Below are 25426 nucleotides of genomic sequence, written 5' to 3' on the forward strand. Positions count from 1 at the left end.
GCGGAGAGTCTTCTGCTCGCCGCCCGCCTCGACTCCCCCGCCACCGGGGCGAGCGACGCGTCCGCCCACCCCATGCTGCGCGCCCTGATCCGGCAGCCGGTCACCACCCGGCGCCGCGCCGTCACGCCCCACACGGGCACCGGCACCGGGGACCGGGCAGCGGAGCTGCGGGCCTCACTGCTCGCACGGCGGCCCGCCGAACGCCACGACACGCTGCTCGACCTGGTCAGGGCCCAGGCGACCACCGTCCTCGGCCACGCCGACGACGCGGACGCGGTCGCGCCGGACCGGGCCTTCAAGGACCTCGGACTGGACTCGCTGACCGCCGTCGACCTGCGGAACCGGCTCGCCGCGGCCACCGGACTGCGGCTGCCGGCCACCCTGGCCTTCGACCACCCCACCTGCGCCGCGCTCGCCGACCACCTCCTCGCCGAACTCCTCGGCCCCGAGCACACCACCGCCCGACCGGAGCCGAACGACCCCGTCCGCCCCGCGGCCCCCGGCACCGACGACCTGATCGCCGTCGTCGGCATGGCCTGCCGCTACCCCGGAGGCGTCACCACCCCCGATGACCTGTGGCGCCTCGTCGCCTCCCACGGCGACGCCATCGGCCCGCTGCCCACCGACCGCGGCTGGGACCTCGACGCCCTGTACGACCCCGACCCCGACGCACCCGGCCGGGCCTACGTCCGCGAGGGCGGGTTCCTCCACGACGCGGGCCGCTTCGACGCCGGGTTCTTCGGCATCTCGCCGGTCGAGGCACTGGCGACCGACCCCCAGCAGCGGCTGCTCCTGGAGACCGGCTGGGAGGCGGTCGAGCGGGCGGGCATCGTCCCCGCGTCCCTGCGCGGCAGCCGGACCGGAGTCTTCGTCGGCGCGCACTACCAGGAGTACGGACCCCGCCTCCACGACGCCGGACAGGGCACCGAGGGACACCTCATCACCGGCACCGCGGGCAGCGTCATATCCGGGCGGGTCGCCTACGTCTTGGGTCTCGAAGGCCCGGCCGTCACCGTCGACACCGCCTGTTCCTCCTCGCTCGTCGCCCTGCACCTGGCCGTCCGGGCGCTGCGGACCGGCGAGTGCGACCTCGCGCTGGCCGGCGGCGTCGCGGTGATGCCGGGACCTGGCGCCCTCATGGGCTTCAGCCGCCAGCGGGGCCTGGCGCCCGACGGGCGCTGCAAGCCGTTCTCCGCCGACGCGGACGGCACCTCGCTCGCCGAGGGCGCCGGGGTCCTGCTGGTGGAACGGCTCTCGGACGCCCGTCGCCACGGCCACCCGGTCCTCGCCCTGGTACGCGGTACCGCCACGAACCAGGACGGCGCGTCCAACGGCCTCTCCGCCCCCAACGGCCCCTCCCAGCAGCGCGTCATCCGCGCGGCCCTCGCCGACGCCCGCCTGACGGCCGCCGACATCGACGCCGTCGAGGCCCACGGCACCGGCACCCGGCTCGGCGACCCGATCGAGGCGCAGGCCGTGATCGCCACCTACGGCGCACAGCGCGGCGGCGACACCGCCCCCGTGCGGCTCGGCTCGGTGAAGTCCAACATCGGACACACCCAGGCCGCCGCCGGAGCGGCGGGCGTCATCAAGATGGTGCAGGCCATGCGGCACGGCGTGCTGCCCCGCTCGCTGCACCTGGACGAACCCTCCGACCACGTCGACTGGTCGGGCGGCGGCGTGCAACTGCTGCGGGACTCCGTGGCCTGGCCCGCGGGCGCACGGCCCCGACGGGCCGGTGTGTCCTCCTTCGGCATCAGCGGCACCAACGCGCACGTCATCGTCGAGGAGGCGCCCCGGGAAGAGGAGCCCACCCCGGCACCCCCGACCCCGGCCACCCCGGCCGGGCCCGTCGCCTGGGTCGTCTCAGGACGCACCCCCGACGCGCTGCGCGACCAGGCCCGCCGCCTCCTCGCCCACCTGCGGCGGCTCCCCGCCGACGCCGCGCCCGCCCCGCACGACGTGGCACGCGAACTGGCCACCCGGCGCTCGGCGTTCGCACACCGGGCGGCCGTCGTCGGCGAACGGCGCGAGGAGCTGGAGTCGGGGCTCGCCGCACTGGCCGCCGGCGGACCCTCGCCGCACCTGGTGACCGGCAGCGCGTCCACCGGACGCACGGCCTTCCTGTTCACCGGCCAGGGCAGCCAGCGCGCGGGCATGGCGGGCGAGCTGTACCGCGCCCACCCCGTCTTCACCGAGGCCTTCGACGCCGTCTGCGCCCAGTTCGACGCCCTGCTGCCCGGTGAACCGCCCCTGCGGGACGCCGTCCTCGACACCGGTGAGGACGCGGCCCGCTCCCTCGCGGGGACGCTCCGCGCCCAGTGCGCGCTGTTCGCCGTCGAGGTCGCGCTCCACCGGCTCGTCACCTCCTGGGGCGTACACCCCGACGTCGTCGCCGGGCACTCCGCCGGGGAGATCACCGCCGCGCACGTCGCCGGTGTGCTCACCCTCCCCGACGCGTGCAGGCTCGTCGCCGCCCGCGGGCGGCTCATGGCGGGCCTGTCCGAGGACGGCGCGATGGTCGCCGTCCGGCTGCCGGAGGCCGACGTCGTGCCGCTGCTCGCGGACCGCGGCCACGAGGTCGCCGTGGCCGCCGTCAACGGGCCCGACTCCGTCGTACTGTCCGGCGCCCGGGACGCGGTCACCGAGATCGCCGCCCAGCTGGGGGAGCGTGGTGCCAGGACCCGGCGGCTCACGGTGCCGCACGCCTTCCACTCACCGCTCATGGACCCCGTACTGGCCCCGCTGCGCGCGGAGTTGGCCGACCTGGTCTGCAACGCGCCCGAGATTCCCCTCATGTCCCACCTGAGCGCGGAACTCCTGTCCGCCGACCGGCCGTTGGAGCCGGAGCACTGGGTGCGGCACGTGCGCGAACCGGTCCGCTTCGCCGACGGGGTCACCGCCCTCGCCGCCCAGGGCGTGACCACCTTCGTCGAGATCGGCCCGGACGCCGTGCTGTCCGCCCTGGGCCAGGACAGCGCCCCCGCCGCCGAGTTCGTGCCCACACTCCGCGCCGGACAGGGCGAGCGCGCCACCCTGGTCGAGGCGCTCGGCCGCTTGTTCACGCGCGGCGCCGGCATCGACTGGTCCGCCGTCCTCGCCGCCCCGGACAGCCCCGCGCACCCGGTCGAGCTGCCCACGTACGCCTTCCAGCGCGCCGACTACTGGCTGCCCTCGGACGGCGGCGACCCGCGGCGGACCGGCGACCCCCTCCTCCCGGCCGGGCAGGGCGACGACGCTGCCCTCGCCGCCGAACTCGCCCTCGGGGACGCCGAGTCGACGGCCGCGCTGCTGCCCCTGCTGGCCGCCTACCGGAGCCGCAGGCAGGAGGACGCCCTCGTCGACGGCTGGCGCCACCGCACCGCCTGGACGGCGGTCACCGTGCCGCCCCCGGCACCGGCCGGCACCTGGCTCCTGCCCGTCCCCGCGGAGCGGGCGGGCAGCCCCTGGGTCACCGATCTCGTCGCGGCGCTGTCCACGCCGGGGACGCGGCCCGTCGTCGTGCCCGTCACCGGCACCGACGCCCTGGCCGGGGAGTACCGTGCCGCGGTGGACGACACCGGCACCGTCTCCGGCGTGCTGTCCCTGCTGGCCCTCGCCGCGGGAGGGCACCCCGGGCACGACGCGGTGCCCGAGGCAGTGGCCCTCACCCTGGAACTCCTGCGCGTCCTGGACGAGAACGGCAGCCGGGTCCCCGTGTGGCACGCCACCCGCTCCGCCGCCGCGGTCGGCGACGCCGAGACCGTCCCGCACCCCGAGCAGTTCGCCGTCCTGGCCCTCGGACGCGTCGCCGCCCGGGAGGAGTCCGCGCACTGGACCGGCTCCGTCGACCTGCCCGCCCGCGTCGGGGAGTGGACCGCCGGACTGCTCACGGCCGTCCTGGCCCGCAGCACGAGCGCGTTCGGCGGCGACGGCCCCGCCGGGTACCGCGAGGCGGCCGGGGAGAACGAACTCGCCGTGCGCGGCGCGGGCCTCTTCGCCCGGCGCGTCCAGCGGGCCCCCGCCCCCGCGACCCCCCGCCCCGCCGAGCACACGGCCCCTCCCTCCGCCGCCACCCCCTGGCCGCCCAGGGGCACGGTCCTCGTCACCGACGGCACCGGGGACCTCGGCCGCGAGATCGCCCTCTCTCTGGCCCGCGGCGGCGCCGAACACCTGCTGCTCGTCGCACCACCGGGCCGCGACGCGCGGGAGGCCGACGCGCTGCGCGCCGACCTGACCGCCCTCGGCACCGCCGCCGACCTCGTCACCTGCGACCTGGGCGACGAGGCCGCCGCGGCCGCCCTGGTGGACGCCGTCCCCGCGACACGTCCCCTGACCGCCGTCGTGCACACCGCGGAGGCGCCCGACGACGGCCCGCTCGCCGGGCGGACCGCCGCCTCCCTCCAGGAGACGCTGCGCGGACAGGCCGCGACGGCCCGGCACCTGCACGAGCTGACCCGGGAACGGACCGGGCCGACCGCCTTCGTGCTCCTCTCCTCCCTGGCCGCCGTCACGGGTGTCCCCGGCCGGGCCGGACGGGCCGTGGCCGAGGCCCTCCTCGACGCCCTGGCCGAGGAGCGCCGGGCCGCCGGGCTGCCCGTGACCCGGGTCGCCTGGGGACCGCGGACCGGGACCGCCACCGGGGACGACGCCGCCCGGGACGTGGGCCTGACCCCGATGCGCCCGGACCTCGCCCTGCGGGCGTTCGAGCGCGCGGTGCGCGCCGGGGAGACCCGCGTCGTCGTCTTCGACGCCGACGGGGACCGCCTCGCCGCCCACGTCGCCGCCACCCCCGCGGCCCGGCCGCTCGCCCGCCTCCTCGACGACGTCCCCGTCGTGCGCAGGGCCGCGAACGGACTCCGCCCGGCCGAGGACGGACGGTACGCCGCCCAGGACCCCGAGGAGTTCGGGCGGAGGCTCGCCGCCCTGCCCGAGCACGAACGCGGCGCCGAGATGCTGCGGCTCGTGCGCACCCACGCCGCCCTGGTGCTCGGGCACGAGACCGAGGACGCGGTGGCCGCGGGACGCAGCTTCGTCGACATGGGCTTCGACTCGCTCACCGCCACCCGGCTGCGCAATCGGCTCGGCGCCGTCACCGGCCTGCAGATCAGCGCCGCGACCGTCTTCGACTGCCCCACGCCCGACACCCTGGCCGACCATCTCCTCGGCCTCCGCGCCGCTCCCCGCACCCGGCGCCGTCCGCGGCTGCGGCCACGCGAGAGGGGCTGACCCGCGACCGTGGAACGGACGGCACGGACCAGCCCCTGACGGAGGCCCCGCGGCACACCGGGAAAGGTGCGCCGCGGGGCCCTCGCTCTCAGCGCTTGACCCCCTGGCTCAGCCCGTGCTCGTAGGGCAGGCCCGAGACGGTCCCGACCTCGTCGAACCCGGCCGCGCGCAGCCAGCGCTCGTAGTCGCGCGCCGGATACGCCATCCCCCGGCCGCTGGCCAGGACGTTGAAGTACAGCCCGAGGCGGGCGCCGAACACGCCCTCGGTCTCGTCGTCGGAGACGTTGTAGCCGTACACCACGACCCGCCCGCCGGACGGCAGCGCCGCGTACGCCTTGCGCATCAGCAGCAGGATCGAGTCCTCGTCGAAGATCTCCAGCACATGGCTGAACAGCACCGCGTCCGGCCCCTCGGGGAACGGGTCGGTGAACATGTCCCCCGGCGCCAGGCTCACCCGGTCGGGGTGGGCGCCGGCCTCCGCCCCGGACGCCAGCCGGGACACGCTCGGCATGTCGAACACCGTCGACGTGAGCCCGGGATGACGTGCCACCAGCCGCGCCGAGGTGCTGCCGTCGCCGCCGCCCACGTCCAGCACGTGCCGTACGCCGTCGAAGACCGGCTGCTCGATCAGCGCGTCGACCGAACGGAGGGTGAACGCGGTCATCGCCCGGTGGAAGACCTCCTCCAGCCCCGGATCGTGGGCCAGCCGCCCGTACAGGGTCGGCTCGTCACCGGGATGGGCCTGCAGAGCGGTGTTGGTGCCCGCCCGCAGGGCCGTCGTCATGTGCGCGAACGCCGGATAGTAGACCTCCTTCCAGCCGGTCAGGATGTGGCTCCAGCTGTCCGGTTCGTCGTCCGCCGCCAGCAGGCTCTCGGCGACGGCTGAGTTGTGGTAGACGCCGTCCCGGCGCTCCAGCAGCCCCGTCGTGCAGACCGCCTGGAGCAGCACGCGCAGCTGATGGGCGGGCAGGCCGCAGAACGCCCGGATGTCCTGCGCGTCCGAGCCGGGCTTCGACGAGAGGAAGGCGAAGATCCGCAGTTCGGCGGCGGTCGTGACGGCGTTGAACAACGCCGGCGCGTTGACGAGGAAGTGGAAACGCTCAAGGACGGAATCGTCTTCGTGGGCGGCGTTCTGCATGGCTCTCCAAGGAGTGAACGGCGTCGGACGCCACGGCGCGATGGTCTCGAAACGCTAGGCGGGCCACGGTGGGGCGGCAACGACGTTCCCCACCGTTACGGGCCGTCGGCGGCCGGACACCCCTCGCCCCGCGGAGGGCGCGGGGCCGACGCGACCGCGGCGGCGGGCCGACGCACCCCCGGCGCGTGCCGGAGACGGTCGTAACTGTGGCTCCCACCGATGCTGGGCCCCGCGACTTCTCCGCACCATCACAAGTGCCCACAGGGGGCCGGAGCGCGCCCGCGCAGCAGGCGCAGCAGGCATCGACGGCCCAGCCCGCATTGAGGAGTGCACGTGATCCCTGCGTCGTATGCGCAACGTCGGCTGTGGCTGGTGGACCGGCTGGAGGGAGCCAGCGCGCTCTACACCGTCCCGCTGGTACTGCGGCTGTCCGGTGCGCTGGACGTGGCCGCGCTGCGGGCCGCACTGCACGACGTGGTGGCCCGCCACGAGGCGCTGCGCACCCGCTTCCCCCAGGTGGACGGCGAACCCGTGCAGGAGGTCGTCCCCGTCGGCGACCTCCCCGACCTGCTGACCGTCGACGCCGTGCGCGCCGACGAGGTGGACGCCGAGATCGCCCGCACCGCCCGCCACGTCTTCGACCTGGCGACCGGCATCCCGTGGCACGCCCGGCTCCTGACCGTCGACGACCGCACCGCGGTCCTCGTGCTGGCCCTGCACCACATCGCCGCCGACGGCTGGTCGGCCGCCCCGCTCTGGCGCGACCTCTCCGCCGCCTACACCGCGCGCCTGGCGGGCGCCGAGCCCGAACTCGCGCCGCTGCCCGTGCAGTACGCCGACTACACCCTGTGGCAGCGCGAGCTGCTCGGCGACGCCGACGACCCCGGAAGCCTGCTCACGGAGCAACTCGCCCACTGGCGCGCGGCACTGGCCGGGGCCCCCGAGGAACTCGCCCTGCCCGCCGACCGGCCGCGGCCCGCGGTCCCCGCGCACGCCGGGGGCACCGTACGCCTCGACGTCCCGGCCGACCTGCACGCCGCCCTCGCCGACGTGGCGCGCGCCGAGGACGCCACCCTGTTCATGGTCTGGCACGCCGCGGTCGCCGTCCTGCTCTCCACGCTCGGCGCCGGTGACGACATCCCGGTCGGCAGCCCCTTCGCCGGACGCAACGAGGCCGATCTGGAGAACCTCGTCGGGTTCTTCGTCAACACCCTGGTCCTGCGCACCGACGTCTCCGGCGACCCCGACTTCACCGAGGTCCTCCGGCGGGTGCGCCGCGCCACCGTGCGGGCCCTCGACCACCAGGACGTGCCCTTCGAACGGCTCGTGGAGGAATTGGCACCGGCCCGCTCGCTGGCCCGCCACCCCCTCTTCCAGGTCAACCTCACCCTGCACAACACCCCGCGTACACCGGTCGATCTGCCCGGGTTGACGGCCGTCGCGGAGTTCGCCGCGCCCCCGCTGGTCAAGTTCGACCTCGACCTCCAGGTCCAGGAACGCTTCGACGAGCAGGGCAGGCCCGCCGGTCAGGACGTCGAACTGCACTACTGCGCCGACCTGTTCGACCACGCCACCGCCGAGTCGTTCGCGGACCGCCTGCTGCGCGTCCTGCGGCACGCCGCCCACGCACCGCACAGCCCGCTGCACACCCTCGACGTCCTCTCACCCGCCGAGCGCGAGCGGCTGCTCGCCGTCGCGGGCGACACCACACCCCCGCCGCCCGCCGCGACCGTGCCCGACCTGTTCGCCGCGCGGGCCGCCGCCCAGCCGGACGCGCCGGCCGTCACGGACGGCGCCACCACCCTCACCTACGCGGAACTCGACGCCGCGTCCGACCGGCTGGCCCGCCATCTCGTCGCGCACGGAGCGGGCCCCGAGACCCGGGTCGCCGTCGCGATGGACCGCACCGCCGACCTGGTCACCGCCCTGCTCGCGGTCATGAAGGCGGGCGCCGCCTACCTGCCGGTCGACCCGGCGTACCCGGCCGCGCGGATCGGCGCCCTGCTGACCGACGCCGCCCCCGCCGTCCTGCTCACCACCACCGACGTCGCCGCCCGCACCGCCACCGGCCCCGCGGTGCCCCGCCTCGTGCTCGACGACCCGGCCGTCCGCTCCGCCGTCGCCGCGCACCCCGCGGGCCCGCTCACCCAGGACGAACGCACCACCCCCCTGCTGCCCGCCCACCCGGCCTACGTCATCCACACCTCGGGCTCCACCGGCACCCCCAAGGGCGTCGTCGTCGCCCACGCGCAGGTCACCACGCTGCTGCGGTCCGCCGCCGTCCGGTACGGCTTCGGCGCCGACGACGTGTGGAGCTGGTTCCACTCCTACGCCTTCGACTTCTCGGTGTGGGAACTGTGGGGCGCGCTCCTCACCGGCGGCCGCCTGGTCGTCGTCGACCACGACACCTCCCGCTCCCCGGCCGACTTCCGGGAGCTGCTGGTCTCCGAAGGGGTCACCGTCCTCAGCCAGACCCCGTCCGCCTTCCAGCAGCTCGCCCGCGCCGACGCCGGGCAGGACCCCGCCCCGCTCGACGCCCGCCTGCGGCTCGTGGTGCTCGGCGGCGAGGCCCTCGACCCCGCGCGGCTCGGGGACTGGCACGCCCGCCACGGCGCCGACGGCCCGCGCCTGGTCACGATGTACGGCATCACCGAGACGACCGTGCACGTCACCCACCTCGACCTCGACGCCCGCGCGGAGCACGGACCGCACGGCGCCTCTCCCGCGGGCCGCCCGCTGGACCACACCCGCGTGCACGTCCTGGACGGCGCCCTGCGCCCGGTACCCCCGGCGTGACGGGGGAGATGTACGTGACCGGCCCCGGCGTGGCCCGCGGTTACCTGGACCGCCCCGCGCTGACCGCCGGACGGTTCGTGGCCTGCCCCTTCGAGACGGGCACCCGCATGTACCGCACGGGCGACACGGCCCGCCGCGACGCCGACGGCACCCTCACCTACCTCGGCCGCGCCGACGACCAGGTGAAGGTGCGCGGCTTCCGCGTCGAACCCGGCGAGATCGAGGCGGCCCTCCTCGGCCACGGACAGGTCGCCCAGGCGGCCGTCACCGTGCGCGAGGACACACCCGGCGACCGCCGCCTCGTCGGCTACCTGGTGCCTCGCGACCCCGCCGACGCCGCGGGAGAGGCCGCGGCCGCGCTCGCCCGCCGGGCGCGCGAGCACGCCGCCGCACTGCTGCCCGCCCACATGGTGCCCGCGGCCTGCGTCCCGCTGGAGCGGCTGCCGCTCACCGCCAACGGCAAGCTCGACCGCGCCGCGCTGCCCGCGCCGGGACCGGAGACCGCCGGGGCGGGGACGGGGCCCCGCCACCGCGCGCGAGGAGATCCTCTGCGCGGCCTTCGCCGAGGTCCTCGGCGTGCCCGAGGTCGCGGCCGACGACGACTTCTTCGCGCTCGGCGGCCACTCCCTGCTCGCCGTGCGCCTCGTGGAGCACCTGCACGAGCGGGGCGTCCGCGTCGACACGCGGACCCTGTTCACCGCTCCGACCCCCGCCGCGCTCGCCGCCGCCGCCGGACCCGAGCCGGTCGAGGTCCCCGGGGCCACCGTCCCGCCCGGCACCACGCGCATCACCCCCGAGATGGTGCCGCTCGCCGGTCTCACCGAGGCCGAACTGCGCACCGTCACCGACGCGCTGCCCGGCGGCGCGGCCGACGTCGCCGACATCTACCCGTTGGGCCCGCTGCAGGAAGGCATCTTCTTCCACCACCGGCTGCACACCGGATCCGGTACCGAAGGCGGCGACCCCTACGTCGTGCGGTACGTCCTGGGCTTCGACACCCGGGCCGGGCTCGACGCCTTCCTCGCGGCGCTGTCCCGGGTCGTCGACCGCCACGACGTCCTGCGCACCTCCCTCGCCTGGACGGGCCTGCCGCACCCGGTGCAGGTCGTGCACCGGCACGCCGACCTGCCCGTCACCGAGGTCGGCCTCACGGACGGCACGGCCGGTGAACAGGACGCCGCCGCACGGCTGCTGGCCCTCGACGACGAACCCATGGACCTGCGCCGCGCCCCCCTGATGGACGCCAGGACCGCGGCCGACCCCGGCACCGGCCGCTGGCTGCTCGCCGTCCGCATGCACCACATCACCCAGGACCACACCACCCTCGACCTCGTGCTGCGCGAGGTCACCGCCCTCCTCGACGGCCGGGGCGTCGACCTCCCCGCGCCCCGGCCCTACCGCACCTTCGTCGGGCAGGCTCTGCTGAGCGCGTCCGCCCGGGACGACAGCGCCCACTTCACCCGGCTGCTGGGCGACGTCACCGAACCCACCGCGCCCTTCGGGGTGCTGGAGGCCCGCGGCGACGGGGACGACGTCGCCGAACGCCGCACCCCCCTGGACCCGCGGCTGACGGACAGGCTGCGCGCGCAGGCCCGCCGCGCCGGGGTGAGCGCCGCGACCGTGCTGCACGTGGTGTGGTCCCGCGTGCTGTCCGCCGTCTCCGGACGCGACGACGTCGTCTTCGGCACCCTCCTCCTCGGCCGGATGGGGACCGGCGACGGCGCGGGCCAGGTGCCCGGCCTGTTCATCAACACCCTCCCGGTACGGGCCCGCACCGACCGCACCGACGTGACCGGCGCGGTCCGCGCCATGCACCGCCAGCTCGCCGAACTGATGGCGCACGAACACGCCCCGCTCGCCGCGGCCCAGCGCGCCAGCGGCGTACAGGCCCCCGCGCCGCTGTTCACCGCCGTCCTGAACTACCGGCACAACGGCTCAGGCGCCCCCGGGACCGTCCTGCCCGCCGGGGCCGAACTCCTCGCCTTCCGGGAGCGCACCAACTACCCGCTGCTCGTCTCCGTCGACGACGACGGCCACGCGCTGGCCCTCGCCGTCCAGGCCACCGCGGCCATCGACCCCGACCTCGTCACCCGGCTGCTGCTCGCCACCACCGACCACGTGGTCACCGCCCTCGAAGAGGCCCCGCACACCCCGCTCGCCGACGTCGACGTGCTGCCCGCGGCGGAACGGCACCGCATCCTCACCGAGTGGAACGACACCGGCCACCCCGACCTGGCGCCCACCCTCACCGACCTGTTCGCCGACCGCGCCGCCGCCTCCCCGCACGCGCCCGCACTCGCCTTCGCCGACGACCGTCTCGACTACGCCGCACTGGACGCCCGCGCCAACCGGCTGGCCCGGCACCTGATCGGTCTCGGCGCCGGGCCCGAAGGACGCGTCCTGCTCCTCATGGACCGCTCGCCCGACCTCGTCACCGCGCTCCTCGCGGTCCTGAAGACCGGCGCCGCGTACGTCCCCGTCGACCCGGACCAGCCCGCCGACCGCATCGCCCACCTGTGCGCCGACGCCGCCCCGGTGGCCGTGCTCGCCACCGGCGCCACCGCCGCGCGCGTGCCCGCCTCCGCCCCGGCCCCGGTCGTCGTCGACGACCCCGCCGTCCGCGCCGAGGTCGCCGCCCGGCCCGCCGCACCGCTCACCCAGGACGAGCGCACCGGCCCGCTGCGCCCCGACCACCCCGCCTACGTCATCTACACCTCCGGCTCCACCGGCACCCCCAAGGGCGTCGTCGTCCCGCACTCCGGCGCCGTCAACCTGCTCGCCCTGCGCTGGCCTGACCTGCGCGCCGACGACCGGCTCCTGCAGTTCGCGTCGATCGGCTTCGACGTCGCCACCTGGGAGATCATGACGGCCTTCGCCGCCGGAGCCTGCCTCGTCGTCGCCCCCGCCGACCGCCTGCTGCCCGGCGCCGGACTGGAGGACGTGATCGAACGGCACGCCGTCACCCACCTCCAACTGCCGCCCACCGTCCTCGGCATGGTCGAGGACGACCACCGGCTCGACTCCGTGCGCACCCTGTGGGTCGCGGGCGAGGCCCTCGCACCGGCGCTCGTGGACCGCTGGGGCGCCGGCCGCTGGTTCGGCAACGCCTACGGCCCGACCGAGATCACGGTCATCGCCGCCGCCGACGGCCCGCTGCGCCCCGGCGACGCCCCCTCCATCGGCCGCCCCCTGCCCGGCGTCAGGCTGTACGTCCTCGACGCCCGCCTGCGCCCCGTCCCCGACGGTGTCGACGGCGACCTGTACGTCGCGGGCGCGGGCGTGGCCCGCGGCTACCTCGACCGCCCCGGCCTCACCGCCGAGCGCTTCCTCGCCGACCCGTTCGGCCGCCCCGGGACCCGCATGTACCGCACCGGCGACATCGTGCGCCGGACCACCGGAGGCAGCCTGCTGTACACCGGACGCGCCGACGACCAGGTCAAGATCCGCGGCTTCCGCGTCGAACCGGGCGAGATCGAGACCCGGCTGACCGAGCACGAGGACATCGCGCACGCCGCGGTCGTCGTCCGCGAGGACGTCCCCGGCGACAAGCGGCTCGTCGCCTACGTGGTGCCCGTCCGGCCCGGCGCGGCCGACCTGCCCGCCGTGCTCCGCGCCCACCTCGCCGCCCGCCTCCCCACCCACCTGGTGCCCGCCGCGTTCGTGCCGCTCGACCGCCTGCCGCTGTCGGTCAACGGCAAGCTCGACCGGGCGGCCCTGCCCGCCCCGGACCTCACCACCGCGGGCGGCGCGCGCCCCGCGGGCCCCCGTGAGGAACTGCTCTGCTCGGTCTTCGCGCAGGTGCTGAACGTGGACCGGGTGGGCGTGGACGACGACTTCTTCGCGCTGGGCGGCCACTCGCTGCTCGCCGTCCGCCTCGTGGGCCGCATCCGCGCCCTGTTCGACGCGGAGATCCCCGTGCACGCCGTCTTCGAGACGCCGTCGGTGGCGGGGTTGGCGGCGCGGTTGGAGGGGGTGTCGGGGGGAGAGGTGCGTCCTGCGGTGGTGGCGGGGGTGCGGCCGGTGCGGTTGCCGTTGTCGTTCGCGCAGCGCCGGTTGTGGTTCGTGGACCGGTTGGAGGGGGCGAGCGCGCTGTACAACATTCCGTTGGTGGTGCGGTTGTCGGGCCGGGTGGACGTGGGTGCGCTGGGGGAGGCGCTGGGTGATGTGGTGGCGCGTCATGAGGCGTTGCGGACGCGGTTCCCGCAGGTGGAGGGGGAGCCGTTCCAGGAGGTGGTGCCGGTCGGGGACGCGGTGGTGGATCTCGCGGTGGTCGATGTTGCGGAAGGGGAGTTGGAGGGGCGGATCGGGGAGGCGTCGGGTCATGTCTTCGATCTGGCGGGTGAGCTTCCGGTGCGTGCCTCGCTGCTGAGGGTGGACGAGGAACGTGCGGTGTTCGTGCTGGTGGTGCATCACATCGCGGGTGACGGCTGGTCCCTGGCGCCGCTGTGGCGCGACCTCTCCACCGCCTACACCGCCCGCCGCGCGGGGAAGACCCCGGACCTGGCGCCCCTCGCGGTCCAGTACGCCGACTACACCCTGTGGCAGCGCGACCTGCTCGGCGACGCCGACGAGCCCGGCAGCGTCCTCGCCCGGCAGTTCGCCCACTGGCGGGCGGCGCTCGACGGCGCCCCCGCGGAACTCGCCCTGCCCGCCGACCGGCCCCGCCCCGCCGTCGAGAGCCACCGCGGCGGGGCCGTCCCCGTCCACGTGCCCGCCGCGCTGCACGGGCGGCTGGCGGAGCTGGCGCGGGCCGAGGGCGTCACCATGTTCATGGTGTGGCACGCCGCGGTCGCGGTGCTGCTGTCCCGGCTGGGCGCGGGCGAGGACATCCCGCTGGGCAGCCCGGTCGCGGGCCGCACCGACGAGGCGCTGGAGGACCTGGTCGGCTTCTTCGTCAACACCCTGGTCCTGCGCACCGACCTGTCCGGCGACCCCACCTTCACCGAGGTCCTCGCGCGGGTGCGCCGGGACGCCCTGGACGCCCTGCACCACCAGGACGTCCCCTTCGAACGGCTGGTGGAGGAACTGGCCCCGCCCCGGTCGATGGGCCGTCACCCCCTCTTCCAGACCGTCCTGGAGGTGCAGTCCACCCCCCTCCTCGTCCCGGAACTCGACGGGGCGGACGCGCAGGTGCTCCCCTCCACCGTCCGAGACGCCAAGTTCGACCTCGACCTGCAGGTCGCCGAGCGCTTCGACGCCGAGGGCAGGCCCGCCGGGATGGAGGGCGTGGTCGTCTACGCCGCCGACCTCTTCGACCACGCCACGGCCGAGACCCTGACCGCCCGGCTGCTGCGCGTCCTGGCCGCCGTCGCCGCCGTACCCGGGGCCCGGGTGCACACCGTCGACGTCCTCGGGACCGCCGAACGCCGGCGGATCGTGGAGGAGTGGTCCCGCGAGCAGCCGCAGATCGCCGGGCCCGACGCCCGGGTCTACGTCCTCGACGACCGTCTCGCGCCCGTGCCGCCCGGCGTGCCCGGACGCGTCCACGTCACCGGAGGCGCACCCGCGGACGACACCGTGCCCTGCCCGTTCACCGACGACGGCGCCCCCCTGCGGCCCACCGGCGCGCACGCCCGCTGGGACGACCACGGCGGACTGCACGTGCTCGCCCCCGACGACGCGACGGCGGCCCCCACCGGACCGCCCGCCGCCCAGGTCGCCCGGCGCGCGCCGGGCGTGCGCGCCGAACTGCTGCGCACGGTCTTCGCGCAGGTGCTGAACGTGGACCGGGTGGGCCTCGACGACGACTTCTTCGCCCTCGGCGGCCACTCCCTCCAGGCCGTCCGCCTGGTCAGCCGCATCCGCGCCGTCCTCGGCGTCGAACTGCGCGTCCGCGACCTCTTCGAGACGCCGTCGGTGGCGGGGTTGGCGGCGCGGTTGGAGGGCGTGTCGGGGGGAGAGGTGCGTCCTGCGGTGGTGGCGGGGGAGCGGCCGGTGCGGTTGCCGTTGTCGTTCGCGCAGCGCCGGTTGTGGTTCGTGGACCGGTTGGATGGGGCGAGCGCGCTGTACAACATTCCGTTGGTGGTGCGGTTGTCGGGCCGGGTGGACGCGGTGGCGCTGGGGGAGGCGCTGGGTGATGTGGTGGCGCGTCATGAGGCGTTGCGGACGCGGTTCCCGCAGGTGGAGGGGGAGCCGTTCCAGGAGGTAGTGCCGGTCGGGGACGCGGTGGTGGATCTCGCGGTGGTCGATGTGCCCGAGGGGGAGTTGGAGGGGCGGATCGGGGAGGTGTCGGGTCATGTCTTCGATCTGGCGGGTGAGCTGCCGGTGCGTGCCTCGCTGCTGAGGGCGGACGACGAGTTCTCGGTGCTGGTGCTGGTGGTGCATCACATCGCGGGTGACGGCTGGTCCCTGGCGCCGCTGTGGCGCGACCTCTCCACCGCCTACACCGCACGCCTGGAAGGAGACGCACCGCACTTCGCGCCCCTGCCGGTCCAGTACGCCGACTACACCCTGTGGCAGCAGCGGCTGTTCGGGGACGAGGACGACCCCGGCAGCAGGCTCACCGCACAGGTCGAACACTGGCGGACCGTCCTCGACGGCGTCCCCCGGGAACTCGCCCTGCCCTTCGACCGGCCCCGCCCCGCGGTACCCGGACGCGGTGGAGGCTGGGCGGACATCCACGTGCCCGCCGCGCTCCACGGGCGGCTGGCGGAGCTGGCGCGGGCCGAGGGCGTCACCATGTTCATGGTGTGGCACGCCGCGGTCGCGGTGCTGTTCTCCCGGCTGGGCGCCGGTGAGGACATCCCGCTGGGCAGCCCCGTCGCGGGCCGCACCGACGAAGCACTGGAGGACCTGGTCGGCTTCTTCCTCAACACCCTCGTGCTGCGCACCGACCTGTCCGGCGACCCCACCTTCACCGAGGTGCTGCGCCGGGTGCGCACGACGGCGCTGGACGCCCTCGACCACCAGGATGTCCCCTTCGACCGCCTCGTGGAGAAACTGGCACCGGCCCGCTACACCGACCGGGTCCCCTTCTTCCAGGTCCTGCTGGCCGTGCAGAACATGCCGCAGGCCCACGTGTCGATGCCCGGCCTCGACGTGCAGGCCGGACCCGGCAAAACCACGACCGCCAAGGTCGACCTCGACTTCCAGGTCGTCGAACTCCACGACGGGAGCGGCGCGCCCGACGGCATGACCGGCGGACTCACCTACGCCACCGACCTCTTCGACCACTCCACCGCACAGACCCTCGTCGACCGGCTGCTGCGCGTCCTGGACGCCGCGACCGCGGACCCCACCCGGCCCGTCGCCCGGATCGACCTCTACGACAGCGCCGAACGCAGCCGCCTGCTCAGCGAGTCGAACGGGGCCCGCAGCGACACCCTGGCCCTCACCGTCCCCGAGGTGTTCGCCGTCCGCGCGTCCCGCGCGCCGAAGGCGGTCGCCCTGTTCTGCCAGGACGGGCAGATCACCTACGGCGAACTGGAGGCCCGCTCCAACCGGCTCGCCCACCACCTCATCGACCTCGGCGTCGGCCCCGAGACACCGGTCGGCGTCGTCATGGACCGCTCCCCGGACGTCGTCACCACCCTCCTCGCCGTCCTGAAGGCGGGCGGCGCCTACCTCACCCTCGACCCCGCCCAGCCGGTCTCCCGCACCCGCGAGATGCTCCACCGCGCCGGAGTCACCGTGTGCCTGGCCGACGGCCGGTACGCCGGGGAGGCACGCGAGCTGGTCGACACCGTCGTCGTCGCCGACGCGGGCGACGCCGAGTGGGCCGACCGGCCCGCCACCGCCGTCGCCGGACGCAGCCTGCCCGACCAGCTCGCCTACATCATGTTCACCTCCGGCTCCACCGGAGAGCCCAAGGGCATCGGGGTCACCCACCGCGACGTCGTCGACCTCGCCGGTGACCGCTGCTGGCGGCACCCCGGCACCGCCCGCGGCATGTTCGCCGCACCGCACACCTTCGACGGCTCCACCGTCGAACTGTGGGTGCGGCTGCTCACCGGCGGCGAACTCGTCGTCACCCCGCCCGGCCGGACCGACGCCGCCCGGCTGCGCTCCCTCGTCGCCGACCACGGACTGACCCACGCCCACCTGACCGCCGGTCTGTTCCGGGTCATCGCCGAGGAGGACCCCGGCGCCTTCGCCGGTGTCCTCGACGTGCTCACCGGCGCCGACGTGGTGCCCAGGGAGGCCGTCCGCCGCGTCCTGGAGGCCGCCCCCGGGATCGTCGTCCGCAGCAGCTACGGACCGACCGAGGTCACCGTCATCGGCACCCAGATCCCGCTGACCGACCCCGACACCATCGGCGACGTCGTCCCGATCGGCCGCCCGCTGGACAACACCGGCGTGTACGTCCTCGACGCGGCCCTCGAACCGGTCCCGGTCGGTGTCGCCGGCGAGGCGTACATCTCCGGCGCCGGACTCGCCCGCGGCTACGTCGGCCGGGCCGCGCTCACCGCGGAACGGTTCGTGGCCTGCCCGTTCGAAGAGGCAGGCGCCCGGATGTACCGCACCGGCGACCTGGTGCGCCGACGCGCCGACGGCGCGCTGGAGTTCGTCGCCCGCGCCGACGACCAGGTGAAGATCCGCGGATTCCGGGTGGAACCCGGTGAGGTCGAGTCGCTGCTGGCCGGCCACCCCGCGATCGCCCAGTCGGTCGTCACCGTCCGCGAGGACGTCCCCGGCGACAAGCGCCTGGTGGCCTACGTGACCCCGGCCCCCGGCGAACAGCTCACCGGCGTCCGCGAGTTCGCCGCCGCGCGACTGCCCGAGTACCTGGTGCCCGACGCCGTGGTGGAACTGGACCGGCTCCCGCTCACCCCCAACGGCAAGGTGGACCGCGCGGCCCTGCCCGCACCCGGGGCCGTCGCCGCCGGGGCGGTCCGCAGGCCGCCCTCCCCGCGCGAGGAACTGCTCTGCTCGGTCTTCGCGCAGGTACTGAACGTGGACCGGGTGGGCGTGGACGACGACTTCTTCGTGCTCGGCGGCCACTCGCTGCTCGCCGTGCGCCTGGTGAGCCGCATCCGGACCGTCCTCGGCGTGGAGATCCCCGTGCACGCCGTCTTCGAGGCGTCCACGGTCAGCGGCCTGGCCGCCACCGTCGAGGCGGTCCAGACCGGCACCACGCGACCCGCGCTGACCGCCGGACCGCGTCCCGAGCGGCTGCCCCTGTCGTACGCCCAGCGCCGCCTGTGGTTCCTGGACCGTCTCGAGGGCGCCGGCACCCTCTACAACGTCCCGCTCGCCCTGCGCCTGACCGGCGCGCTCGACACCGCGGCGCTGCGCTCCGCCTTCACCGACCTGCTCGCCCGGCACGAGAGCCTGCGCACACGCTTCCTCCAGATCGACGGCGAGCCCTACCAGGACATCGTCGCCGCCGACGCGTTCGCCCCCTGCTTCGACGTCCGGACCGTGGACCGCGAGGAACTCGACGCCCGGGTCACCGAGGCCGCGGACCACGTCTTCGACCTCACCGCCGGGCCGCCCGTGCGGGCCACCCTGCTCCAGGTGGACGGCCCCGGCGCCCGGGAGGCGGTGCTCGTCCTGGTCACCCACCACATCGTCGCCGACGGATGGTCCATGGTCCCGCTGCTGCGCGACCTGTCCACCGCCTACACCGCCCGGCAGGCGGGCCGCGCCCCCGGCTGGGAACCGCTGCCCGTGCAGTACGCCGACCACGCCCTGTGGCAGCGCGGCCTACTCGGCGACGGCGACGACCCGGACAGCCTCCTGGGCCGCCAGGTCGCCTTCTGGAAGGACGCGTTGAAGGGCAGCCCCGAGGAACTGGACCTGCCCACGGACCGGCCGCGGCCCGCCGTGGCGACCAGGGAGGGCCGCTGGGTCCCGATGACCGCACCGGCCGGACTCCACGAGAAGCTGGCGAAACTCGCCGTCGACCAGGGCGCCACCACGTTCATGGTGTGGCAGGCGGCGCTCGCCGTACTGCTCTCCCGGCTCGGCGCCGGGCAGGACATCCCGATCGGGAGCCCCGTCGCAGGCCGGACCGACGAGGCCGCCGACGACCTCATCGGCTTCTTCGTCAACACCCTGGTGCTGCGCACCGATCTCTCCGGCGACCCGACCTTCACCGAGGTGCTCGGCCGGGTGCGCGGCTCGGCGCTGGGCGCCCTGGGACACCAGGACGTGCCGTTCGAGCGGCTCGTCGAGGAACTGTCGCCGACCCGTTCGCGGGCCCGCCACCCCCTCTTCCAGGTGCTGCTCGCCGTGCAGAACGTGCCCACCGCCTCCGTCGACCTGCCGGGCCTGCGCGTCGAGGCCCTGACCACCGACGTGACCCGCGCCAAGTTCGACCTCGACCTCCACGTCGCCGAACGCTTCGACGACGAGGGACGGCCCGCCGGGATCGACGGCGGCGTCACCTACGCCACCGACCTCTTCGACCGGGCCACGGTCGAGGCGCTCCTCGCCCGCCTCCTGCTCGTGCTGGAGTCCGTCGTCGAGGAACCCGACCGGCGCGTCCGTGACATCGGACTGCTCGACACGGCCGAACGCGGCCGCATCCTCACCCGGTGGAACGACACGGCGCGCCCGGCGCCGGCCGCCACCGTGCCCGACCACTTCCGGGCCCAGGCCGCCCGCACCCCGCAGGCCCTCGCCCTGGTCGCGGACGGCACCCGGATGACCTACGCCGAACTCGACACGGCCTCCGACCGGCTCGCCCGCCACCTCGCCGCCCGCGGCGCGGGACCCGAGCGCCTCGTCGCCGTCGCCATGGACCGCTCGCCCGAGATGGTCGTCGCCTTCCTCGCCGTGCTGAAGTCCGGCAGCGCCTACCTGCCCGTCGACGTCGGCTACCCCGCCGCCCGGATCGAGCTGATGCTGCGCGACGCCGACCCCGTCGCCGTCCTCACCACGGGCGACGTCGCCGACCGGCTGCCCGCGACCCCGGCCGCACCGCGGGTCGTCCTCCTGGACGACCCGCGGACCCGGGCGGCGGTGGCCGCCGAGGACGGCGCGGTCCCGGCGGGCCCGCCGCACCCGGACAGCGCCGCCTACACCATCTACACCTCCGGCTCCACCGGCACGCCCAAGGGCGTCGCCGTCACCCACCGGGCCATCGACCGCCTGGTCCGCCCCGCCGACTACGCGGACGTGCGCGCCGGGGACGTCGTCCCCCACCTCGGGTCGGTCTCCTTCGACTCCACCACCTTCGAGATCTGGGCCACCCTGCTCAACGGAGCCACCCTGGCCGTGGGACCCGCGGGCACCCCCTCCGTGGCCGTGCTGCGCGCCTTCCTCGCCGAGCACCGGGCCACCGTCCTCCTGCTGCCCACCGGCCTTCTGCACCAGGTCATCGACCTCGACGTGGAGGCGCTGCGGGGGGTCCGCTCCCTGATGACCGGCGGCGACGCGCTCTCCGCCGAGCACTGCCGCACCCTGCTCGACACCCTGCCGGGCACCACGCTGACCAACGGCTACGGCCCCACCGAGAGCACCACCTACACCCACACCCACGCCGTCACCCGCGCGGACGTCGACAGCGGCCGGGGCGTCCCCCTCGGCAGGCCCCTGGCCCGCACCCGCGCCTACGTCCTCGACGGCGCCCTGCACCCGGTGCCCGTCGGCGTCCCGGGCGAGCTGTACGTGGCGGGCGACGGCCTCGCCCGCGGCTACGCGGACCGGCCGGGCCTGACCGCCGAGCGCTTCGTGGCCTGCCCGTTCGAGGAGAAGGGCGCCCGGATGTACCGCACCGGCGACCTGGTGCGGTGGCGGTCCGACGGTGTGCTGGAGTTCGTCGGCAGGGTCGACGACCAGGCCAAGATCGCCGGGTTCCGCGTCGAGCCCGGCGAGGTGGAGGCCACCGTCTCCGCGCACCCCGAGGTCGCCCAGGCCGTGGTCGTCGTCCGGGAGGACACCCCCGGCGACAAGCGCCTGGCCGCCTACGTGGCACCGGTGGACCCCGCCGCGGACGCCCGTGAACTGGCCGCGCGCATACGGGAGTTCGTCGGAGGCCGACTGCCCGACCACCTGGTGCCGTCCTTCGTGTCCGTCCTCGAACGCCTGCCGCTCACCCCGAACGGCAAGGTCGACCGGGGCGGCCTGCCCGCTCCCGACCCGGTGTCGGAGACCGGCACCGCCCGCACGGCGTCCTCCCCGTACGAAGAGCTGCTGGCCATGGTCTTCGCCGAGGTCCTCGGGGTGCCGCGGGTCGGCCCCGACGACGACTTCTTCGCCCTGGGCGGGCACTCGCTGCTGGCGGTACGGCTGGTCAGCCGCATCCGCGCGGTCCTCGGCGCGGAGACCTCCGTGGCGGCCGTGTTCGAGACCCCGACCGTGTCCGGTCTCGCCCGGCGGCTCGCCCAGGCGGGCGGACCGCCCCGGCCGGTCGTGGCGCCCGTGCCGCGGCCCCCCGTGGTGCCGGTGTCCTACGGGCAGAGCCGCCTGTGGTTCGTCGACCGCATCGAGGGACCCAACCACCTCTACAACATCTGCCTGATGCTCCGGATCTCCGGCGAGCTGGACCCGGTCGCCCTGCGCACCGCCCTCGCGGACGTGGTGGCCCGGCACGAGAGCCTGCGCACCACCTTCCCCCAGGTCGACGACCGGCCCTCCCAGCACGTCCTGCCCGCCGACGCGGCGGCCGTCGCCCTGCCGGTCACCACCGTCACCGAGGACGAACTGACCGGCCACCTCGACGGCATCGCCGCCCACACCTTCGACCTCGCGACCGAACTGCCCCTCAAGGCACGCCTGTTCGCCCTGCCGGACGACGCGTCCTCGGGCCGCGCCCAGTGGGCGCTCTCCCTGGTCGTGCACCACATCGCCGGTGACGGCTGGTCCATGGGCCCGCTGTGGCGGGACCTGTCGGAGGCCTACCGGGCCCGCCGCGCGGGCCAGGAGCCCGGCTGGACGCCGCTGCCGGTGCAGTACGCCGACCACACCCTGTGGCAGCGCGCCTTCCTGGGCGACGTCGACGACCCCGGCAGCGTCCTCGCCGCCCAGGTCGCCTACTGGAAGGACCGGCTCCGGGGAGCGCCCCAGGAACTGGCCCTCCCGGTGGACCGCCCCCGGCCCTCCGTCGCGGACCACCGCGCCGGACTGGTCCCGTTGCGGATACCGGCACCGCTGCACCGGCGGCTGGCCGAACTGGCCCTCGGGCAGGGCGTGACCATGTTCATGCTGCTGCACGCGGCGGTCGCGGTGCTGCTGTCCAAGAGCGGCGCGGGCCGGGACATCGTGCTCGGCAGCCCGGTCGCGGGCCGGACCGACGAGGCACTGGACGACCTCGTCGGCTTCTTCGCCAACACCATGGTGCTGCGCACCGACCTGTCGGGCGACCCGGACTTCCTGGAACTGCTCGAACGGGTGCGCGCGGCCAGCCTGGAGGCCTTCGAGCACCAGGACGTCCCCTTCGAGCGGCTGGTGGAGGAACTGGCCCCGGCCCGTTCGATGGCCCGCAACCCGCTCTTCCAGGTCCTGCTCGCGGTGCAGAACAACCCGAGGGGAGCCCTGAGCCTGCCCGGGGTGGACGTGACGGAACAACCGGCCGGGGCACTGACGGCCCGGTTCGACCTCGACATCGAGGTGCGGGAACGCTTCGACGGGACGGGCGCCCCCGCGGGCCTCGACGGGGAGATCGTCTACGCGTCCCAGCTCTTCGACCGGTCCACCGTGGAGACGCTCGCCGCCCGCCTCGTCCGGGTCCTGGAGGCGGTCACCGCCGAGCCCGCCCTGCCGGTGACCCGCATCGACGTGCTCGACGACGCCGAGCGGCGCCTGGTGACCGAGGAGTGGAACGACTCGGCCGGCCCGGCACCGGACGCCACCCTGGCCGAGCTGTTCGACCGGCAGGCCGCCCTCTCCCCGGACGCCGTCGCGCTGGTCCGCGACGGCCACCGGGTCACCTACGCCGAACTCGACGAGCGGTCCGGCCGGCTCGCCCGCCACCTGATCACCCTGGGAGCGGGCCCGGAGACCCTGGTGGGCGTGGTGCTCGACCGGTCCGTCGAGCAGGTCGTCGCCCTGCTGGCCGTCGTCAGGACCGGCGCCGCGTACCTCCCCGTCGACCCCGGCCAGCCGCGCAGGCGCGTCGACCTCGTGCTCGCCGACGCCGCGCCGGTGCTCGTGCTGAGCAACGAGGAGATCACCGCCCGCCTCGGCGCTCCCGCCGGGACGGACCCGCGGGCGCGGTGGATCGCGCTGGACGGACCCGAGGCCGACACCGCGCCTGCCCGGACGGCGCCCCCGACGGTCACCGACGCCGACCGGACGGCGCCGCTGCGCCCGCACCACCCGGCCTACGTGATGTACACCTCGGGATCCACGGGCACCCCGAAGGGCGTGTCGGTGCCGCACCGCGGCGTGGTCAACCAACTGGGCTGGATGCAGGAGCAGTTCCGGCTGGACGCCACCGACCGCATGCTGCAGAGGGCGTCGTTCGGCTTCGACGCCTCGGTGTGGGAGCTGTTCTGGCCGCTGCTGAACGGCGCCGCAGTCGTGCTGACCGGCCCCGGCGCGCACGCCGACCCGGACCACCTCGCCGACGTGATCGTGCGGGACGGGGTGACCGTCGCGCAGTTCGTCCCCTCCGTCCTGCGCGCCTTCCTGGACAGCGGCGCCGCGCGGCGGTGCACGGGCCTGCGCACCGTCCTGTGCCTCGGCGAAGCGCTCCCGGCCACGGTGCGCGACCGCTTCCGCGCGGAGCTGGGAGTGCCGCTGCACAACCTCTACGGCCCCACCGAGGCGTCGATCGCCGTCACCTCCTGGGAGTGCGACGCGGACCGCGACGGCGGGTCGGTGCCGATCGGACGCCCCCTGCGCAACATCAGGGCGTACGTGCTCGACGACGGCCTGCGGCCCGTGCCCCCCGGCACGCCAGGCGAACTCTACGTGGCCGGGGACGGCCTGGCCCGCGGCTACCTGGGACGCCCTGGACTGACCTCCGCACGCTTCACGGCCTGCCCGTTCGGCCCGGCGGGGGAGCGGATGTACCGGACCGGCGACATCGTGCGCTGGAACACCGGCGGCGCCCTGGAGTTCCTCGACCGCGCGGACGACCAGGTGAAGATCCGCGGATTCCGCATCGAGCCCGGCGAGGTCGAGGCGACCCTGGCCGCCCACGGGCAGGTCGCGCAGGCGGCCGTCGTCACCCGTGCGGACCCGGCCGGCGACCCGGCCCTCGTCGGCTACGTCGTACCCGGGCCCGGGGCCGGGACGGAGGGAGAACTCGTCGCGGACGTGCGGGAGTTCCTGGCCGAGCGGCTGCCCGAGCACCTGGTGCCGGGGGTGATCATGCGGATGGAGAGGCTGCCGCTGACCCTGAACGGCAAGCTGGACCGCGCCGCGCTGCCCGCCCCGGATTACTCCGCCGCGCGCGGGGCGGGCGGCCGGGGACCGGTCACGCTGCGGGAGCAGTTGCTGTGCTCGGTCTTCCAGCAGGTCCTCGGCATCCCCTCCGTCGGCGTCGACGACAGCTTCTTCGACCTGGGCGGGCACTCCCTCCTCGCGGTACGGCTGGTCAACCGCATCAGGGCGGTCCTCGACGCGGACGTCCCGGTCAGGGGAGTGTTCGAGGCGCCCACCGTCTCCGGCCTGCTGGCCTGGATGTCCCGCCAGGGACGGCACCGGACCACGGACGTGCTCGTCCCGATGCGCGCGAGCGGCGACCGTCCGCCGATCTTCTGCGCGCACACCGTTCTGGGACTGGGCTGGGAGTACGGCTGGCTCGCCGACGCCGCCCCGCCGCAGCAGCCGCTCTACGCCCTGCGCCCCCGGGGCATGGACACCGGCGAGTCCGCGCTGCCCGAGTCCCTGCCGCGGATGGCGGCCGACTACGTCGCCCAGATCCGGCGGGTGCAGCCCACCGGCCCCTACCACCTGCTCGGCTGGTCCTTCGGCGGGAACGTCGTCCAGGAGATGGCCGCCCAGCTCCAGGACGCGGGGGAGGAGATCGCGTCCCTGATCGTCCTGGACGCCCGTCCCGTGGACGGCCCGCCCAGCGCCGCGCAGCGGGCGGGCTTCGCCGAACAGGAGGAGACGGTGGCCGGGGCGCTGACCGGCGAGGAGCACGAGGCGTACGTCCGCATCGTGCGCAACAACACCCGGATCCTGCTGGCGCACCGGACCCGCAGGACGTCCGGCACCCTGCTGCTGATCTCGGCGGAGTCGGAGGCCAAGGCCGGACTGTGGCGGCCGTTCGTCTCCGGCGAGGTGCGGGAGCACATCCTCGACTGCACGCACCGCGAGATGCTCCTGAACCCCGACGTCGTCCGCGAGATCTGGGAGATCGCGGCGGGCGAGCTGGAGCCGGGGGAGACCGGCCCCGACGCGACGTAGCTCCCGGATCGCCGAACAGATGCCCTTGCGAGATGAGGA

General features: G+C 75.4%; 4 protein-coding genes and 1 pseudogene. 4 read left to right on the forward strand and 1 reads right to left on the reverse strand.

Annotated elements, in window-relative coordinates; genetic code table 11:
- Window positions 1-5208 (forward strand): type I polyketide synthase (locus tag GA0115242_RS42265; RefSeq protein WP_093836479.1); only part of this gene is annotated, 5208 nt, incomplete at its 5' end.
- Window positions 5209-5296: 88 nt separating this feature from the next.
- Here GA0115242_RS42265 and GA0115242_RS39535 read toward each other — a convergent pair.
- Window positions 5297-6346: a methyltransferase gene (locus GA0115242_RS39535; RefSeq protein ID WP_093836480.1), complete on the reverse strand. Its 1050-nt coding sequence runs from the start codon at window positions 6344-6346 to the stop codon at window positions 5297-5299.
- Between the two features lie 333 nt (window positions 6347-6679).
- On the opposite strand from GA0115242_RS39535, the gene GA0115242_RS39540 reads away from it, so the two are divergent.
- The 3 genes and pseudogenes from GA0115242_RS39540 (at window position 6680) to GA0115242_RS39550 (ending at window position 25387) form a co-directional block, all read left to right on the forward strand.
- Window positions 6680-9142 (forward strand): condensation domain-containing protein, encoded by a 2463-nt coding sequence (locus GA0115242_RS39540; protein ID WP_161353534.1) that lies wholly within the window; start codon window positions 6680-6682, stop codon window positions 9140-9142.
- Between the two features lie 107 nt (window positions 9143-9249).
- A pseudogene (locus GA0115242_RS42695) lies at window positions 9250-9546 on the forward strand (glycine-AMP ligase); the annotation flags it as partial.
- A gap of 172 nt (window positions 9547-9718) precedes the next feature.
- Window positions 9719-25387: a non-ribosomal peptide synthetase gene (locus GA0115242_RS39550; protein WP_093836482.1), complete on the forward strand. Its 15669-nt coding sequence runs from the start codon at window positions 9719-9721 to the stop codon at window positions 25385-25387.
- The last annotated feature ends 39 nt before the right edge of the window (window positions 25388-25426 follow it).

It is taken from the genome of Streptomyces sp. SolWspMP-5a-2 (assembly GCF_900091845.1).
Taxonomy (GTDB): Bacteria; Actinomycetota; Actinomycetes; order Streptomycetales; family Streptomycetaceae; genus Streptomyces; species Streptomyces doudnae.

Coding starts and splice junctions, on each gene's coding strand:
- GA0115242_RS39535 (WP_093836480.1), bottom strand. CDS start 6,346: ATGCAGAACGCCGCCCACGAAGACGATTCCGTCCTTGAGCGTTTCCAC.